Source organism: Marivita sp. (assembly GCF_051859345.1).
GTDB lineage: Bacteria > Pseudomonadota > Alphaproteobacteria > Rhodobacterales > Rhodobacteraceae > Marivita.
This window is the reverse complement of record NZ_JBHYFV010000023.1, coordinates 43,689-60,171: the sequence shown is the minus strand read 5'-3', so window position 1 is coordinate 60,171 and position 16,483 is coordinate 43,689. Positions and strand designations below refer to the sequence as shown.

The following is a 16,483-nucleotide window of genomic DNA, read 5'->3' as shown; positions in this document are numbered from 1 at the left end:
CGATCTAAAGCCATGGAAAGAAGATGTGGTACACGTCTTTGCTAGAAGGTGGGCTGCTTGGAACAAAGCGCCAGTTATTTCAGCCGAAGCCGACGCGGTTTTTGATTTTGTGGCGGCAGAGCATATCCCAGAGAAAATGCCTCGGCATGAGAAATGGCGACTAGATTACCGTCGGCGACCATATATGAATTCTTGGAAAGAAGACGACCTTAGAAATCTTTGGGATCACGCTGTCCTTTTGGGCTTGTTATTTGGTCATCGCGAAACGCCGATGAAAGTGCCTTTAGATGGATATATGGAAGTCATGGAGAGGTTTGCCCACCTACAAGTTGAGGTGGCGGAAAGAGGCCTGTCATTAGACTTCTTTGAAAAAGACGCGATCCCTCGACGAAAACGTTTGGCAAACCACTTGCCGTATGGCCCCAAGGTTGCAGCTTGGCTGAACCAGATTTTGAACAGCAAGTAGGGCTCATTCTACACACAGATGCAAATCGGCGTGGACACTGGTGCGTGAAATCACGCACCCTACACAGCGAAAAAACGCCACACTCCTGCCACTTGCCCCTGTTATCCCAATCCGCAACACTCACCGAAACGGGTAGAGCCAGACCCGGTAGTCATCCACGAGCGCTTGTGCATGTTCGATCTGATCCGGCGTCATTTTCTTGACCACCTCTTCGACCGAGATCGCGGCGTCGGGGTCGCCGCCTATGGTGGAAAGTTGATACCACAGGAAGGCGCGCACCAGATCCGGGGCGGGCAGGCCGAGACCGGTCTCGTAGTACCAACCGACGCCCGATTGCGCGCCGGGGTGGCCCTTCATGGCGGATCGCAGATACCAATCGAAGGCGCGGACGTAGTCCTGTTCGACCCCCAGCCCCAGCGCGTACATGACGCCGATCAATTCCTCGGCCTCGGCATTGCCAGACCGGGCGGCAGGCCAGAGCGCCTCGCGCGCTTCGTCGAAGCGGCCCTCTTCCATCAGATCGCGCGCGTCTTCGATATCGGCAAGCGCGGGCATCGCAAGGACGAGAAACGCAAGGCTCCATCGGGTCAGCTTCATATCGCTTTCCTCCTCAGCATGATTTTCGCAGCCCCAGCCGCCCTTGCAAACCCCATCACAGCCGAGGATTTCATCGCCTTCGATGCCGATCAGGCGCAGTTGGGTCAATTGCTTTTTTACGACAAGATCCTGAGCGGCAACAGGAATATCTCGTGTGGGACGTGTCATCATCACGATCTGGGTGGCAGTGACGGGCTGTCGCTTGGCATTGGTGAAGGCGGTGTCGGGCTTGGGCGGGAACGCACGCCGGGAGACGGACCGGATCGCATTCGCAAACGCATTCCGCGCAACGCGCCTGCATTGTGGAACCTTGGGCACAAGGACGTTCGGGTGCTGTTTCATGACGGGCGGCTTGAAATATCGGACATTTACGGCAACGGCTATGACAGTCCGGCCGAAGAACGGCTGCCGGCGGGGCTTGAGACCATCCTTGCCGCGCAGGCCCTGTTTCCGATGACGTCCCAGTTCGAGATGGCCGGAAACCCAAGCGAGAACGAGGTTGCGGGCGCGGTGCATGACCGGATCGACCGGGCCTGGCCGATCCTTGCCAAGCGGGTGCGCGTGATCCCCGCCTATGGCGAGATGTTCGTGGCGGCCTTCGAACATATCAAGCGCCCCGAAGATGTCACCATCGTCGAGATCGGCAATGCGCTTGCCGCGTTCATCGGCACCGAATGGGCCAATTATGACAGCCCGTACGATGCGTTCCTGACAGATGGCACCCCCTTGCCGGCTGCGGCAGACCGCGGGCGGGCGCTTTTCTTTGGCAAGGCGCGCTGTGCGCAATGCCACAACGGGCCTCTTCTGAGCGATCAGGATTTCCACGCGATGGCCCTGCCCCCGTTCGGCCCCGGTCGCACGCGCGCCTGGGATCCGATGCCAAGGGATGTCGGGCGCATGGGGGCCACGGACGATATGGAGGACGCCTATCGCTTTCGCACGCCGTCGCTGCGCAACGTGGCGCTGACCGCGCCCTATGGTCATAACGGGGCCTATGACAACCTGCGGGACATGGTGCGTCACATGGCGGATCCGGCGGGGACCGGCGCGCTCTGGACGCGTGATCTTGCCGGATTGCCGAACGTACCATGGCTGAGCGAGATCGACTTTGTCATCCAGTCCGACACGCTGGAAATGGCGCGTCACGCCGCGACGCTGGATGTACGGCCCGTGGCGCTTTCGGAGGCGGAGGTCGATGATATCGTGTCGTTTCTCGAATGCCTGACCGGCGCAAGCGCGCTTGATCGCCCCTTGGGCCGACCCGACACGGTGCCAAGCGGATTGCCGGTCGATTGATCGCTGGACAGGGCGGTCTTTAAGAGGCTTTCAGGAATTCGCGGATCACCGGCTGTTTTGACGGTTTGTTTGCAAGGCTGCGCAGCAATTCCGCAAGCTTGGGTTCGCTGACGCGTTTGGCCGCTGCCTTGGCGCTGAACCATTTGCGCTTGCGCTGATGGCGCTCTTTCCAGTTGCGTTTGAGACTTTCCACCACCATCGGGTAGACATCGACTTCGCATTTGAGCGATGTCCCGTTGTCCAGCTTTTTCTTGTAGGTGTATTTGCCCAGAACCGCCTGGCCGACATAGCCAACCGCGCCTGCTTCTTCCAAGGCTTCGATTTCAGCGGCGGTCCATGGTTTCTTGCCATCCATGGTCCATCCTTTGGGCATGACCCAGCGTCCGGTGTCGCGCGATGTCACCATCAAGACCTTGAAAGCGCCATCCTCGTCCCAGCGCATAGGAAGCGCCGCAATTTGTTTGCCAATTTTTGCCATGACCGATCACACAATTTATTGTTTTTTTTGCTGCTATACCCACTAGATACGCGAAAAGAGTAGATTGTGCAAATTAACGTATGATGTCGAAGCGCAAATTAAAGACCCGAGACCTGCTTGAGATGGCGTAAAATCTCGTCGACACCGGTGTCGTGACGGATCGCGGCAAAGACAAACGGGCGGCCTTGGCGCATCTTCGTGGCATCCCTGTCCATCACCTCGAGGGAGGCGCCGACATACGGCGCCAGGTCGGTCTTGTTGATCACCAGAATATCGGACCGGGTCAGCGCGGGCCCACCCTTGCGGGGGATCTCTTCGCCCGCCGCCACGTCGATGACGTAAAGCGTCACGTCGGCCAGTTCAGGGCTGAACGTGGCCGAAAGGTTGTCACCGCCGCTCTCGATCAGCACCACCTCGACCTCCGGGTGACGGCGGACCATCTCGGCCACCGCGGCCAGGTTGATCGACGCATCCTCGCGGATCGCGGTGTGCGGGCAGCCGCCGGTCTCCACCCCGATCACCCGGTCCTGCGGCAGGATCTGCATGCGCATCAACGCTTCGGCGTCTTCCTGCGTGTAGATATCGTTGGTGATCACCCCGACGGAATGGGTGTCTTTCAGCCGCTTGGCCAGCGCTGCGGTGAGCGAGGTTTTCCCGGCGCCCACCGGGCCACCGATGCCGACACGAAGGGGTCCGTTGCGCATGCTCATGTGCGGAATATCCTTGGGCTGAGGGTTTCGTGGCGCATCGCGGCGATATCGGCAGCAAAGCTCTGGCTTGTCAGATCGTCAAGCGTCCGGGTTTCGGTCTGCGCTGCGATTTCCGAACAGAGCGGCGCAAGGACGGCGACGATGCGCTGCGCCTCGGTCTGACCCAGCGCCATCAGGCGTTGGCAGGCGGCGACCACTGCAGCGACCCAGGCGTGCAGGTACATCTGCACCGCCATGGTCAGGGGCAGATCCAGATGTTTGATTCCGACGCCCAGCGCCACCGGGTAGGTGAGGTTCGTGACGTCGATGCCCCAATTGGCGCGCAGCTGGTTGCAGAAGGCCGCCCCCTGCGCGTCGATCTCGCGCAGGCGTTCATGGCTGGGGCAGAAGGCGCGCGCGGTCTGGTCCACCTCTTGCGCGTCGGAGCCGCTGGCAACAGCGCGGATCAGCAGCGCATCACTGACCCCATTGCCGTCCCGCAGCATGTCGGACAGCCAGTCCTCGACCGTTGAGGGCGTCACGGTGCCGTCGGCAATGGCTTGTTCCAGCCCGCTGGAATAGGCAAAAGCGCCGATGGGAAATCCGGGCGACAGCCATTGCGCCAGCGTCAGGATCGGGTCAGTGGGCGTGCGCATGGGTCCGTCCATGACCGTAGGCGCCTCCCTCCGGGGTAAAGGGTTCGACCCGGTCGGTGACGGTCGCGCCCAGCTTGCCCAGCATGTCGCGGATGACGTGATCGGGCTGGATCAGCAGGCGGGTGGCTTCGACCTGGCAAGGCGTATGGCGGTTGCCGATATGCCAGGCAAGGCGGACGAGATTATCGCCGGTGATTTCCAGCAGAGGCTCGGGCGCGGCGGCGATGGCGATATGGCGGCCATCCTCCAGCATCAGCGCATCGCCGTGATCCAGCGAACTGGTCTGTTCCAGATCGACCAATATGTCTTCGCCTGCATCCGTCATCAGCACGCGGCGGCGCAGGAACCGCGCCTCGTAGCTCAACGTGAGTTGATCCGCAGTTTCCCCGTGGAAATGTCGGACAAGCGTCTGTGCGGCGTTCATGTTTTCTTCAGCCTCTTGTGGTGATCTTCCATCATGGATGGACAATATTTCGAGTTTGGTCTTGCAGACGCGCTTGGCAGCGTGCGGGCAGAAATTGCCGCCTTGAAGGAGCGTGAGGCACATCTTCGCGCGGCCATTCTGGCATCGCGAAGCTGTGAAACGGGACGGGAATTCGAGGTTTTCATCCGCACCGGCACATCCCGCCGGATTAATCGCGCCGCCTTGCCGGATGCCGTTCTCACCGATCGGCGGTTCTGGACGGAAACATCCACCACAACCGTGATCACCCGCCCCCGCAACGCCCCTCCCTCCGCGCGAGAGGACCGGAGGCATGTGTCACACCTCGCCCAACCAGAACGAAAGGAAGAGGATTTCACAGTCATCGAAGACATCTGAAATACGTCCTCAAAACAGGAAATACCGCTGCGCCATCGGCAAGACCTCTGCCGGTTCGCAGACCAACAATTCACCATCCGCGCGCACCTCGTAGGTTTCAGGGTTCACCTCGACCTTGGGCGTTGCGGTGTTGAGCTTGAGATCGGATTTGCCGATCCCGCGCGTGTTCTGAACAGCCAGCGTTTTCTTGGCGATGCCAAGCTTGTCGCCGATGCCTTCGGCCTGCGCCGCCTCGGAGACGAAGACCACTGCGGACTGTTCGACGCTGCGGCCATAAGCACCCCACATCGGGCGTGAATACACAGGCTGCGGTGTCGGGATCGACGCGTTGGGATCGCCCATCTGGGCGCAGACGATAGTGCCACCAAGCAGGACCATTTCGGGTTTCACGCCAAAGAAGGCCGGGTTCCACAGCACGAGATCGGCGCGCTTGCCTTCCTCGATGCTGCCGATATGGCGGCTGATCCCGTGCGCGATGGCCGGATTGATCGTGTATTTCGCGATATAGCGGCGCACGCGCATGTTGTCGTTGTCGCCGGTTTCCTCGGCCAAGCGCCCACGCTGCTTGCGCATCTTGTCGGCGGTCTGCCAGGTGCGGATGATCACCTCGCCCACCCGTCCCATCGCCTGACTGTCGGACGCGATAATCGAAAACGCGCCCATGTCGTGCAGGATGTCCTCGGCTGCAATCGTCTCGCGCCGGATGCGACTTTCGGCAAAGGCGATATCCTCGGGGATGGATTTGTCGAGGTGGTGACAGACCATGAGCATGTCCAGATGCTCTTCCAGCGTGTTCACGGTAAAGGGTCGCGTCGGGTTGGTGGAGGACGGCAGGACATGCTCTTCGCCACAGATCTTGATGATGTCCGGCGCGTGCCCGCCGCCCGCGCCTTCGGTGTGAAACGCGTGGATGGTCCGGCCCTTCATGGCCTTGACGGTGTGTTCGACAAACCCGGACTCGTTGAGCGTATCGGTATGGATCATCACCTGCACATCCATCGCATCGGCCACTGTCAGGCAGCAGTCGATGGCAGCGGGCGTGGTGCCCCAATCCTCGTGCAGCTTCAAAGCGCAGGCGCCCGCCTTGACCTGCTCTTCAAGCGCGGCAGGCAGCGACGCATTGCCCTTGCCCGCAAAGGCGAGGTTCATCGGAAACGCATCTGCCGCCTGCAACATCCGCCCGATATGCCACGGGCCGGGCGTACAGGTGGTGGCCAGCGTGCCATGCGCGGGGCCGGTGCCGCCGCCCAGCATCGTGGTCAGTCCCGAATGCAGCGCGTCCTCGATCTGTTGCGGGCAGATGAAATGGATATGGCTGTCGAACCCACCCGCAGTCAGGATACGCCCCTCACCCGCAATCGCCTCGGTCCCCGGTCCGACGATGATGTTCACACCGGGTTGCGTGTCGGGGTTGCCTGCCTTGCCGATCCTGTAGATGCGCCCGTCGCGCAGGCCGACATCGGCCTTGTAGATGCCGGTATAATCCACGATCAGCGCGTTGGTGATCACCGTGTCCACGGCCCCTTCGGCGCGCGTGGCCTGCGATTGCCCCATCCCGTCGCGGATCACCTTGCCGCCGCCGAACTTGACCTCTTCCCCGTAGACCAGCGCATTCGCGCCGGTGCCTCCACTTGTCGCGGCACCCACGGCCTCGGCGGTCAGGTCGCGTTCGACCTCGATGATCAGGTCGGTATCGGCCAGCCGCAGCTTGTCACCCACGGTGGGGCCGAACATGGCGGCATAGTCGGCGCGTTTGATCTCTACTGGCATATCAGGCCCTCTTCGGTCCGCGTTTCGTCAGGCGCGTGTGTTTTGCGCGGGTCATCACAGAACCCCCATGACCTGCTGGTTGAACCCGATCACCCGGCGCGCGCCGGACAGCGGGATCAGCTGCACCTCGCGGCGCTGACCCGGCTCGAAACGCACGGCGGTGCCCGGCGCGATATCAAGCCGATGCCCCCGCGCCGCATCGCGGTCGAACTCCAGAGCGGGGTTGGTCTCGGCGAAATGATAGTGGCTGCCCACCTGAACGGGCCGGTCACCGGTATTGGCAACCATCAGCGTGATCGCCGTGCGGTCGGCGTTGAGCGTCAGCGTGCCCTCCGCCGGGAACAGCTCTCCGGGGATCATTTGCGTGACCTGGTCTTCACGAAAGCCAACCCGCCTGTCACCGCGATGAGCCCCAGAGCGCTGACAATCGCCAGCCAGTGCGCGCCATCATGCGGATGCACATGCGCGCCGGGATGGGCCATCGCCGCAGACGCCCAGAGCAGCGCCACCGCAGCCAAAGCAAGACCGTTTTTCATCTTCACACCTTTTCGCTTCTTCTTTTTCCAAATATGCAAATTCACCGGATCGGATTGTGCACCGTCACCAGTTTGGTGCCGTCGGGAAACGTCGCTTCGACCTGCACCTCGTGGATCATCTCTGGCACACCTTCCATACACTGATCCCGCGTGATCACCTGCGCACCCGCCTGCATCATGTCCGCAACCGACCGCCCGTCACGCGCGCCTTCGACCACCGCATCGGTGATCAGCGCGATCGCTTCGGGATGGTTCAGCTTCACACCGCGGTCGAGCCGCTTGCGCGCCACGATGGCCGCCATGGCAACCAGCAGCTTGTCTTTCTCACGGGGGGTCAGGTTCATCTGTCATAATCTCCAGGAGCGCGGCAGGGCGTCACCGCTCAGCCGATCAAGAACGGGAATAAGGGTGCGGCGCAGCTCGAAGCCGTCGCGCGCCAGCGCCCGCAGCACCAGCACGCCGTCCCGCACCAGCGACACGCCTGCGGTGGGTGGCAACATGGCGCGGATGGGATCAAGATGCGCCTCGGCCTCGGGCGCGGCAAAGACCACCAACGCCATGGCGCGCGCCCCACCCCCCAGAGCGGGCTTGTCGAGGATCGCGGTGATGTCGCCTGTCAGGGTGCTGGCATCGCGGAACTCCAATGCGCCGTCGCGTTCGAGCGTCAGACGGTCGGCAAACCGCGCCTGCGTGATCACCTCGCCCATGGCCAGACGGCCAAAGAGCACCGGTTCCACCAAAAGCACACGCGCATCGGCGGCCATCCTGACGCTCAGCGACCGGCGCAGCGCACCGTTCTGGAACAGGATGGTTTCCTGCGGCAGCCAATCGACACGCGCGCCTGCCTCGACCGTCACGAGATTTCGCACCTGCGCAGTGGTGTCATCGGCGGTGCGATAGACGCGTTCGGCGGCCTGTGTCGTGAGGCGCAGCCGCGCGCCAACATGTGCGGTGGCCGCGATGGACAGAGTGTCCCCACCTGTCAGCCCGCCGGACGTGTTGAGGATCACCCCCTCGACCGCATCCCGCGCCGGGGTCATCAGGATCTTGGCAGACCCGGTCTGGTGCAGATCGGCAAGCGCCGAAATGCCACCCGTCCGCAGTTTTGCGGCGATGTGCAGCTTGCCATGGGAACGCGGCGGCAAGGTGGGAATGGCGGTCAAATGGGTCATGGTGCCGAAACGCTAACAATCCGTCGGGACGGAGTTCCAACGCATTTCGGGTGGGTGCATCAAAACGGACGTCTTGAACGGTGAAAATCGAACGGAATTGGGTTTGATCGACTAAAAAAGTGGCGGAAATCCAAGTCTCGCTTATTTATTGGTCAACCGTGAAACGCGCCGGGTCAGTCAGGTTCTCGCATTCCGGAAGTTGGCTTAGTACCATGGCGGGCGTCGGGCGCACAGTTTCGGGAAGGTCCTGCAACACCTCGTCCACCACCTCTGCGCTCAAGGAGGCGACTTCGCAGGAATAGTCGGAAAAGGTTCCCTCCGGATGAACGGTCTGCCAGTTCTGGAAGTCCCGCGTTTCGAACGCCACCGCCGCGCCGGTGCCGACAATCGGGATTGCCACAAGCACGCGCCGCAACCGCGCCTTGGCCTTGGCTTTGCTCACCGCCTTTGCCATGTCCTTGCGATGCCTGAGCGCGGCGGCAGAGGCGCTGGCGGTGGCCGTTGCGACCTGTGCCGTCAGGGTCAGCGCCTGAATCCCCAGCGCCACCGTGCTGACCGCCAGCGCGCCGCACAGCCACATTAGCACAACCGTGTTGCGCAGCCATCGGAAGAGGCGGAACACCGAGCTAGCGCAGGCTTTGCAGCAAGGTTTGCGACGGCGTCCCCGTCACTGCCATGCCCCGGTTGGCCTGGTAGGCGCGAATGGCGGTTTCGGTGTTGGACCCGATCACACCGTCCGCGCCCTGGGTGTCGAACCCGCGTGCGGTCAGGCGTTGTTGCAGGGTGATCCTGTCTGCCTTGGTCAACCCGTTGGCATCTGGCGGAAAACTTGCGCGCAGCGGCCCCGCGCCGCCGATCCGGTCGGCCAGATGCCCTACCCCGATCGCGTAGGCGTCCGAGTTGTTGTAACGCTTGATCACCCTGAAATTGCTGGTGGTGCGGAACCGGGGGCCACCGGGCTGCGGCTGGAGCGTTCCGTCCGGAGATTCGCTTCCCCATTCAAGCCCGCGCGTCCAACCGTTGCGTTGCAGATAGGCAGCGGCCGAGGCCAGCGCATCGCTCGGATCGTCCGACCAGATATCGCGCCGCCCGTCGCCGGTATAGTCCACGGCGAATTGCTGGTACGAGGTCGGGATGAATTGCGTGTGCCCCATGGCACCAGCCCAGCTTCCGGTCAGTTGCGAGGCCGGGATATCGCCGTTCTGAACGATCCGCAGCGCCGCGATCAGCTGTTGTTCAAAGAACTGCCCGCGCCGACCGTCAAAGGCAAGGGTCGAGGTGGCCGAGATCACCGGCACATCGCCGCGCCGTTCGCCGTAAAAGCTTTCCAGCCCCCAGATTGCACAAATGATCTGCGCATCGACGCCGTAGCGATCCTGCAATGCGGTGAGCGTGCCGCGATGCCGCGCAAAAGCCGCGCGCCCCTTTTGCACCCGTTCGTCCGAGGTGGCGATGGCAAGGTAATCCTCAAGGCTGCGGCTGAATTCGGTCTGGTTGCGGTCGCGTGTGACGACACCGGGCAAATACCCCGTACCGCGAAAAGCCGCCGCCAACGTACCTTGGGAAATTCCCTGCGCCGCGGCCCGGCCCCGGAATGCCGAAACCCAAGCGTCATAGGCGCTGTTCGGGACGGGGCGCAAATCGGCGGGCAATCCCGCAGGGCCGTTGGTGGTGACACTGCGCGGCAACGCGCCGGAACACCCGGCCAGCCCAAGGCCAAGGAATCCAAGTCCAAAAATCCGTCGATTGATCTGCATCGGTCTGCTCACCTTTTGCTGCGTTCTGCATGCGTTTTGTGTGCCATTGTGAAGCCAAGTCAGTCCTCACACAATGGGGTGTCGGGCGAACAGCCCTTTTGCGCGGATGCGTGCAAATCAGGCAAACTGACGGATGTGAGCGTTGTCGCCCACCCTTGAGACTTTTCTTTTGCGACAAACCGCGCCAGTCTTGCACAACACCATCAGGAGAGACCAATGGACGCCAGTTTCTCGCGCCGCAAACTGCTTACCCCTGCCGAATTGCGCAGCCTCACGGAACGTTCTGATCTGCAAGGCGCGGTTCAGATGGCCAGCCATGTGGGCGCAATCCTGATTGTCGGATATCTGCATATGCTTGCGATGGACACCGGCTGGGTCTGGGTGACGGGGTTTGCACTGGGTGTGCTGCTCAACTTCCTATACGCCGCGCAGCACGAGTTGAGCCACGCAACGGTGTTCAAGACCCGCAAGGCGAACGAAGTTTTCGGCCGTATCATCGGCTTCCTCCAGATTTTCCCGCGCGACTATGACCAGATCATGCATTTCGCGCATCACCAGTACACGCAGGACTGGGAACGCGATGGCGAGTTGGTGCGCGAGCCTTATACGCTGACCACCTACCTGCTGTGGCTGTCGGGCATCACCTATTGGCGCAACCGGGTGTTCGGTCTCGTGCGCCGCGCACGGGGTGTGATTGTGGAGCCGTTCATTCGGCCCGAGGAAGAAGCAAAGGTGATCCGCGAAAGCCGCATTCATCTGGTGCTGTATATCCTGATCGCTTTGGTCTCGGTTGCGATGGGAAGCTGGGCCGCGCTGACCTTCTGGATCCTCCCGATGGTGCTGACCAAGCCGATACATCAATTGCAGAACACCATCGAACATCTGGGCCTCAGCCACGAAAGCGACATTCTGGAAAACACCCGTTCGACCCGTGCCAATGGGCTGATCCGCTGGCTCTGCTGGCAGATGCCGTATCACACCGCGCATCACACCTTCCCCGCCGTGCCTTTCTGGAAGCTGCGCGTGTTGAACGACAAGATCGAGGATAAAGCGGGCGAAGTGCACCGCATGGGCTGGATCGAGTTCCAGATCGAAGTGATCCGCAAACTGAGCGCCAAGGACGAAAGCCAGTACCCGATGAACGAGGTCTGGATCGTGCCGATATCCGGCGGTCGCACCCGCCGCGTGCCTGCCGAGTGAGGCGCCTTCAGGTCTACACGTCCCTTTGGGCGATGCAGCCGCATGACCCGACGGGCGTAAAACTGCCCTATGATCAGGTCTGCGAGATGGTGGCCGGGGCCGGGTTTGATGGCATGGCGATTGATCTGGGCGCGTCGGATGTGGAAGTCGCCCACGCGGTGCGCCCACATATGCAAGCCAATGGCCTGACGCCGCTGATCGTGGCCTTTCCGAAGACGATACAAAGCCTTGAAGACACGCTTCACATGGCCGCCGATTTCGGCGCGCCGTTTGTGGATGTGATCGGGCAGGTGATGCCGCTTGCCTTGGACGACATGATTCCGGTGATCGAAACCTGGATGGCGATGTCTGACCGCATCGGTATGCCGATCCAGTTCGAGACCCATCGCAACTGCATCACCAACGACCTGTACACCACACTGCAACTGTTGGACCGCATTCCCGACATGCGCATCTGCGCCGATCTTTCGCATTACGTCGTGGACCGCGAATTCTGGTTTCCGCTGTCGGATCATGACCTTAGGCTGATCAGCCGCATCCTGCACCGCTCGGACAGCTTTCAGGGGCGGGTGGCCAGTCGCCAGCAGATCCAGGTGCAGCTCGACTTTCCACAGCATCAGAAATGGGTAGACCTGTTCAAAGGCTGGTGGCGCGAGGGCATGGCGGATTGGCGCGCGCGCAATGCGTCCGGCGATTGCATTTTCGTCTGCGAACTGGGTCCACCCGAATACGCGATGACCGATGCACAGGGGCGCGAAATGTCGAACCGCTGGGACGAGGCGCAGGTGATCCAACGATGGGTCCGCGACATCTGGGAGGATCTGGGCGGCGACGGCTGATCCGGTTTGACACCCCTGCGTTTCATGCCAAACTGCGCCCAATTGTGACTTCAGGATACCAAATACCCATGACCTCCCCCTGCATCATCTGCGTTGCCATCACCGGCTCGGTTCCCACCAAAGCCGACAATCCCGCAGTCCCGACCACCATCTCTGAACAGATCGAAAGCACCCATGCCGCATTCGAGACAGGGGCCAGCATCGTGCATGCGCATGTGCGCAATGACGACGAAACACCAACTTCCGATCCGGACCGCTTTGCCTTGCTCAAGGAAGGGGTGGAAAAACACTGCCCCGGCATGATTGTTCAACTGTCCACTGGTGGGCGTTCCGGTGCTGGCAAGACGCGCGGCGGGATGCTGCCTCTGGCCCCTGACATGGCATCGTTGTCGGTCGGGTCGAACAACTTTCCGACGCGTGTCTATGAAAACCCGCCGGACCTCGTTGCGTGGCTGGCCTCCGAGATGATCACCTATGACATCAAGCCCGAGATCGAGGCGTTTGACCTGTCGCACATCTTCCGCGCCGCGGCGATGCATAAGGCAGGAGAGATCACCGACACGCCTTATGTGCAATTCGTCATGGGGGTGAAAAACGCCATGCCGGTCGACCGCGAGGTGTTCGATTTCTACATCCACACGGTCAAGCGCCTGTTCGGCGAAGACGCACCGTGGTGCGCGGCGGGCATCGGCCCGAACCAGATCGTGCTGAACGACTGGGCCATCGGAGCCGGGGGTCATGCCCGCACCGGGCTGGAAGACAACATCCGCCTGGATCGCAATACGCTGGCACCCTCGAACGCCGCGCTGGTCAAACGCGCGGTCGACTTGTGCGACAAGCACGACCGTCCGGTTGCGACATGGCAGCAGGCGCGCGAGATACTTGGCCTGCGCAGCGGCGTTGCCGCCTGACACCACCCAAGGCTTCTCTGGTTTGAAAATATCCCGGCGAAGTCCGCCGAAGGTGGGAGGAGGCAGCGCCCCCTGTTTCCGTTTACGGAAACTTACGATGCGTTAACGCATCGTGGCCCTTGAAGAAAAAGAAAACCCCCGCATCACGGGATGCGGGGGTTTCCATGTCTCGATCTGATCGTGTCGATCAGTTGTCGTCGCCCGACTTGAGCGCCGCGCCAAGGATATCGCCGAGCGATGCACCGGAGTCAGAAGAACCGTACTGTTGTACCGCTTCCTTCTCTTCTGCAATCTCACGCGCCTTGATCGACAGGCCCAGACGGCGGGTCTTGCTGTCCACGTTGGTCACGCGCACATCAACCTTGTCACCAACCGAGAAACGCTCGGGGCGCTGTTCGGCACGGTCACGGCTGAGGTCGGAGCGGCGGATGAAGGATTTCATGCCTTCATATTCCACTTCGATCCCGCCATCTTCGATCGCAGTCACCTGAACCGTGATGATCGAACCACGCTTGGTGCCGCCAACGGCTTCGGCGAACTTGTCACCACCGAGCGCCTTGACGGAGAGCGAGATACGCTCTTTCTCGACATCGACTTCGGTGACAACGGCCTGAACCATGTCGCCCTTGCGGTAGTTCTGGATCGCGTCTTCGCCACGTTCGTCCCAGCTGAGGTCCGAGAGGTGAACCATGCCGTCGATGTCGCCGTCGAGGCCGACGAACAGACCGAATTCGGTGATGTTCTTGACTTCGCCTTCGACCTCGGTGCCCTCGGGATGGGTTTCTGCAAACACTTCCCACGGGTTGCGCATGGTCTGCTTGAGACCAAGGGAGACACGACGCTTGGCGCTGTCGATTTCGAGGACCATGACTTCGACTTCCTGCGAGGTCGATACGATCTTGCCCGGATGCACGTTCTTCTTGGTCCAGCTCATTTCCGAAACGTGGACCAGGCCTTCGACGCCGGCTTCCAGCTCAACAAATGCGCCGTAATCGGTGATGTTGGTCACGCGACCCATATGAGTGCTTTCCAGCGGGTACTTGGCAGCGACCAGATCCCACGGATCTTCCTGAAGCTGCTTCATGCCCAGGGAAATACGATGGGTTTCCTTGTTGATCTTGATGACCTGAACCTTGACGGTCTCGCCGATGGCAAGAATTTCCGACGGGTGGTTCACACGGCGCCAGGCCATGTCGGTCACGTGCAGCAGGCCGTCTACGCCGCCAAGGTCCACAAACGCACCGTATTCGGTGATGTTCTTGACCACACCATCGACTGCCTGACCTTCGGTGAGGTTGCCAATGACTTCGGCACGCTGTTCGGCGCGGGATTCTTCGAGGATCGCACGGCGTGACACAACGATGTTGCCCCGACGACGGTCCATCTTGAGGATCTGGAACGGCTGCTTGAGACCCATGAGCGGGCCAGCGTCACGCACCGGGCGCACATCGACCTGAGAGCCGGGCAGGAACGCCACGGCGCCGCCAAGATCAACAGTGAAGCCGCCTTTGACACGACCAAAGATCGCACCTTCGACGCGGGCGTCGTCTGCATAGGCCTTTTCAAGGCGATCCCATGCTTCTTCACGGCGCGCCATCTCGCGGGAGATGACCGCTTCGCCGCGCGCGTTTTCTGCGGACCGCAGGAACACCTCGACTTCGTCGCCAACCGAAATGTTTGGCGCTTCGCCGGGGTTTGCAAATTCTTTAAGATCAACGCGGCCTTCCATCTTGTAGCCGACGTCGATGATGGCTTGGCCCGCTTCAACTGCGATGACCTTGCCTTTGACAACAGTCCCTTCGTCGGGTGTGTCCATTTCGAGGCTTTCATTCAAAAGCGCTTCGAATTCTTCCATAGATGCGTTCTGAGCCATGTGGCGTCTGTTTCCTTTACGTATCATTTTTCTGGCCGCGCGGTTGTCTCCGCCGGTCTGGGGTGATGTCCGCACTTCTGGCGAACGAGGTTGGTCAAGGCATCCGCAAAACAAAGAGGGCCGGTGGTTGCCGACCCCTGCTCGATCTTTGTCCTGTGGCGTTATTTGCCTTTTAGCGACGCGCGGGGGTTAGCAGAGCGTACCCCGCATGGCAAGAGCCTAGCGCAGATGCGGCCCATGTTGCGCGATCACATGCCGGTTCCCAGAGGCCTGCAGGCAGGTCGCGTGTCTGCGGCGCGCTTTTGGGTCCGCTCACCGCGCGCGATGATACGTTCGACAAAGCACCGTTGCTCTTGCGCGCTCAGCAGCGGGCGGACGGGATCACTGGACGTTACGCAGGATGCCGGCACACCGGTGATGTCAATGACGCTGCGGGTCACCGGTGCATTCAGCAACGTTTCTGCCAAAAGCCCATTGGCCCGGATCAGTTCATGTCGGCGGCACATGATATGACCATATTCGACCTTGTGCCCCACCTGCCCAAGCGAGACCCCCCGAAACCCGACCAGTCGATGCGCGGCCACCAACCCGCCCGGTTCACCGAACATGCGCTGTGCCACAGGTGATGTCACATAGATCCGGTGCTGCCGAGAGACCGAGAGCGGTGCAAAAGGCAGGCCCGGACCCAATGCGCCGGGTGCAATCTGTACCGGTCTGGTCTTGTCAGTTGCCCTGACCTTCCATCGGTGTGCCCATGTCACCGCTTGTGCGCCGTGATCCTCTGTCATCACCAGATCATCGGGGCCAATATCCGCGATCCGTCTTAAACCTTCGGGCGTTTCTATCCATGTTCCGACTTCGAAACAGACAATTGTCGAGGAGCTCGAACTATCCGTATAGACGGAATCGTAGCCATCCCTGACCATGCTCTGGATTGTCAGTTGGTTGATCTTGTACCCATCCGGCAGGCGCACGAACGTCGCACCATTCTGCAACTGATACAGGCTGATTTCCACGGATTCCGGTGTCGTTGACGCGGCGCGGATCACTTCGGCGGAAAACCGGCCTTCGCCGTCAAGCCCGCTGGTAATCGGGCCGAATCCCAGATCGTAGGTAAACGTGTCCGGAGTCGAATAGTAGTCGTCGCTAACGGTAATTCCGTCGTTGTCATTGTCGGACATCGAAACATTGACGACCTGCATCACGGTGGCATCATAGCTGCCCTGCACCGCAGTCGGGTTTTCGTTGGTGATGTTGCCTTCCATCGTATCAATTGGGGCCAGAATACCGATATAGATCAACTCTGCCATTGTGGGTATCCGGTGTCCGTTCGCCGTCTTGCGTCAGGACATTACGAAAGCCGTCTTTCGGATCGGTAAACCCGGCCCGGAAACCCTTTAGGATTCAAGTCAAATCACGTTGG

20 protein-coding genes are annotated in these 16,483 nt (G+C 61.0%); 6 read left to right on the top strand and 14 right to left on the bottom strand.

Translation table 11 applies throughout. The features are described from left to right. Nucleotides 1-466, top strand: a 466-nt coding sequence (locus tag ACTIEN_RS14785) for a hypothetical protein (protein WP_439523917.1), incomplete at its 5' end; no start/stop codon positions are given. Between the two features lie 120 nt (nt 467-586). Here the strand turns inward: ACTIEN_RS14785 and ACTIEN_RS14780 are convergent. Beyond that, complete coding sequence (locus ACTIEN_RS14780; RefSeq protein ID WP_439523916.1) at nt 587-1,063, bottom strand: tetratricopeptide repeat protein; 477 nt, start codon at nt 1,061-1,063, stop codon at nt 587-589. An 18-nt stretch (nt 1,064-1,081) separates the two neighbouring features. Here ACTIEN_RS14780 and ACTIEN_RS14775 point away from each other — a divergent pair, with 18 nt between their 5' ends. Beyond that, nucleotides 1,082-2,359, top strand: a complete 1,278-nt coding sequence (locus ACTIEN_RS14775) for a cytochrome-c peroxidase (protein WP_439523915.1) — start codon at nt 1,082-1,084, stop codon at nt 2,357-2,359. 19 nt (nt 2,360-2,378) lie between these two features. On the opposite strand, the gene ACTIEN_RS14770 is transcribed toward ACTIEN_RS14775, so the two are convergent. The 4 genes from ACTIEN_RS14770 to ACTIEN_RS14755 all read right to left on the bottom strand — a co-directional run bounded on the left by ACTIEN_RS14770 (nt 2,379) and on the right by ACTIEN_RS14755 (nt 4,606). After that, entirely contained in the window at nt 2,379-2,801 is a 423-nt protein-coding gene (locus ACTIEN_RS14770) for an NUDIX hydrolase (protein ID WP_439523914.1), read from the bottom strand. A gap of 134 nt (nt 2,802-2,935) precedes the next feature. After that, nucleotides 2,936-3,547, bottom strand: a complete 612-nt coding sequence (gene ureG, locus ACTIEN_RS14765) for an urease accessory protein UreG (RefSeq protein WP_439523913.1) — start codon at nt 3,545-3,547, stop codon at nt 2,936-2,938. Then, the gene (locus ACTIEN_RS14760; RefSeq protein ID WP_439523912.1) at nt 3,544-4,182 is read right to left on the bottom strand and encodes an urease accessory protein UreF; all 639 of its coding nucleotides are present in this window, start codon (nt 4,180-4,182) and stop codon (nt 3,544-3,546) included. Before ACTIEN_RS14760 ends, ureG begins: the two co-directional genes overlap by 4 nt. Continuing rightward, nucleotides 4,166-4,606 carry an urease accessory protein UreE gene (locus ACTIEN_RS14755; RefSeq protein WP_439523911.1) on the bottom strand — a complete coding sequence of 147 codons (441 nt, stop codon included), beginning with the start codon at nt 4,604-4,606 and terminating at the stop codon, nt 4,166-4,168. The genes ACTIEN_RS14760 and ACTIEN_RS14755 overlap by 17 nt, the downstream gene beginning before the upstream one ends. A gap of 33 nt (nt 4,607-4,639) precedes the next feature. Between ACTIEN_RS14755 and ACTIEN_RS14750 the strand changes: the two genes are divergently transcribed. Beyond that, entirely contained in the window at nt 4,640-5,002 is a 363-nt protein-coding gene (locus ACTIEN_RS14750; protein WP_439523910.1) for a hypothetical protein, read from the top strand. 9 nt (nt 5,003-5,011) lie between these two features. On the opposite strand, the gene ureC is transcribed toward ACTIEN_RS14750, so the two are convergent. The 7 genes from ureC to ACTIEN_RS14715 all read right to left on the bottom strand — a co-directional run bounded on the left by ureC (nt 5,012) and on the right by ACTIEN_RS14715 (nt 10,237). Beyond that, nucleotides 5,012-6,772, bottom strand: coding sequence for an urease subunit alpha (gene ureC / locus ACTIEN_RS14745; protein ID WP_439523909.1), 1,761 nt, complete (start codon nt 6,770-6,772; stop codon nt 5,012-5,014). Nucleotides 6,773-6,826: 54 nt separating this feature from the next. Beyond that, nucleotides 6,827-7,132, bottom strand: a complete 306-nt coding sequence (locus ACTIEN_RS14740; RefSeq protein WP_439523908.1) for an urease subunit beta — start codon at nt 7,130-7,132, stop codon at nt 6,827-6,829. Further along, a complete protein-coding gene (locus ACTIEN_RS14735) occupies nt 7,129-7,308 on the bottom strand; it encodes a hypothetical protein (RefSeq protein ID WP_439523907.1) in 180 nt (59 codons plus the stop codon). The genes ACTIEN_RS14740 and ACTIEN_RS14735 overlap by 4 nt, the downstream gene beginning before the upstream one ends. Before the next feature lie 41 nt (nt 7,309-7,349). Then, nucleotides 7,350-7,652, bottom strand: a complete 303-nt coding sequence (locus ACTIEN_RS14730) for an urease subunit gamma (protein ID WP_439523906.1) — start codon at nt 7,650-7,652, stop codon at nt 7,350-7,352. 3 nt (nt 7,653-7,655) lie between these two features. Further along, the gene (locus ACTIEN_RS14725) at nt 7,656-8,480 is read right to left on the bottom strand and encodes an urease accessory protein UreD (protein ID WP_439523905.1); all 825 of its coding nucleotides are present in this window, start codon (nt 8,478-8,480) and stop codon (nt 7,656-7,658) included. A gap of 145 nt (nt 8,481-8,625) precedes the next feature. Next, entirely contained in the window at nt 8,626-9,102 is a 477-nt protein-coding gene (locus ACTIEN_RS14720; RefSeq protein ID WP_439523904.1) for a hypothetical protein, read from the bottom strand. A gap of 4 nt (nt 9,103-9,106) precedes the next feature. Continuing rightward, on the bottom strand, nt 9,107-10,237 hold the full coding sequence (locus tag ACTIEN_RS14715; RefSeq protein WP_439523903.1) for a lytic murein transglycosylase: 1,131 nt from the start codon (nt 10,235-10,237) through the stop codon (nt 9,107-9,109). Between the two features lie 216 nt (nt 10,238-10,453). On the opposite strand from ACTIEN_RS14715, the gene ACTIEN_RS14710 reads away from it, so the two are divergent. The 3 genes from ACTIEN_RS14710 (at nt 10,454) to ACTIEN_RS14700 (ending at nt 13,187) form a co-directional block, all read left to right on the top strand. Continuing rightward, a complete protein-coding gene (locus ACTIEN_RS14710; RefSeq protein WP_439523902.1) occupies nt 10,454-11,437 on the top strand; it encodes a fatty acid desaturase in 984 nt (327 codons plus the stop codon). Continuing rightward, entirely contained in the window at nt 11,434-12,276 is an 843-nt protein-coding gene (locus ACTIEN_RS14705; protein WP_439523901.1) for a sugar phosphate isomerase/epimerase family protein, read from the top strand. The genes ACTIEN_RS14710 and ACTIEN_RS14705 overlap by 4 nt, the downstream gene beginning before the upstream one ends. A 68-nt stretch (nt 12,277-12,344) precedes the next feature. After that, nucleotides 12,345-13,187, top strand: coding sequence for a 3-keto-5-aminohexanoate cleavage protein (locus ACTIEN_RS14700; protein ID WP_439523900.1), 843 nt, complete (start codon nt 12,345-12,347; stop codon nt 13,185-13,187). Nucleotides 13,188-13,374: 187 nt separating this feature from the next. On the opposite strand, the gene rpsA is transcribed toward ACTIEN_RS14700, so the two are convergent. Both rpsA and ACTIEN_RS14690 read right to left on the bottom strand, forming a co-directional pair. Then, the gene (gene rpsA, locus ACTIEN_RS14695; RefSeq protein ID WP_439523899.1) at nt 13,375-15,087 is read right to left on the bottom strand and encodes a 30S ribosomal protein S1; all 1,713 of its coding nucleotides are present in this window, start codon (nt 15,085-15,087) and stop codon (nt 13,375-13,377) included. A gap of 221 nt (nt 15,088-15,308) precedes the next feature. Next, entirely contained in the window at nt 15,309-16,370 is a 1,062-nt protein-coding gene (locus tag ACTIEN_RS14690; protein WP_439523898.1) for a Hint domain-containing protein, read from the bottom strand. Nucleotides 16,371-16,483 lie beyond the last annotated feature (113 nt).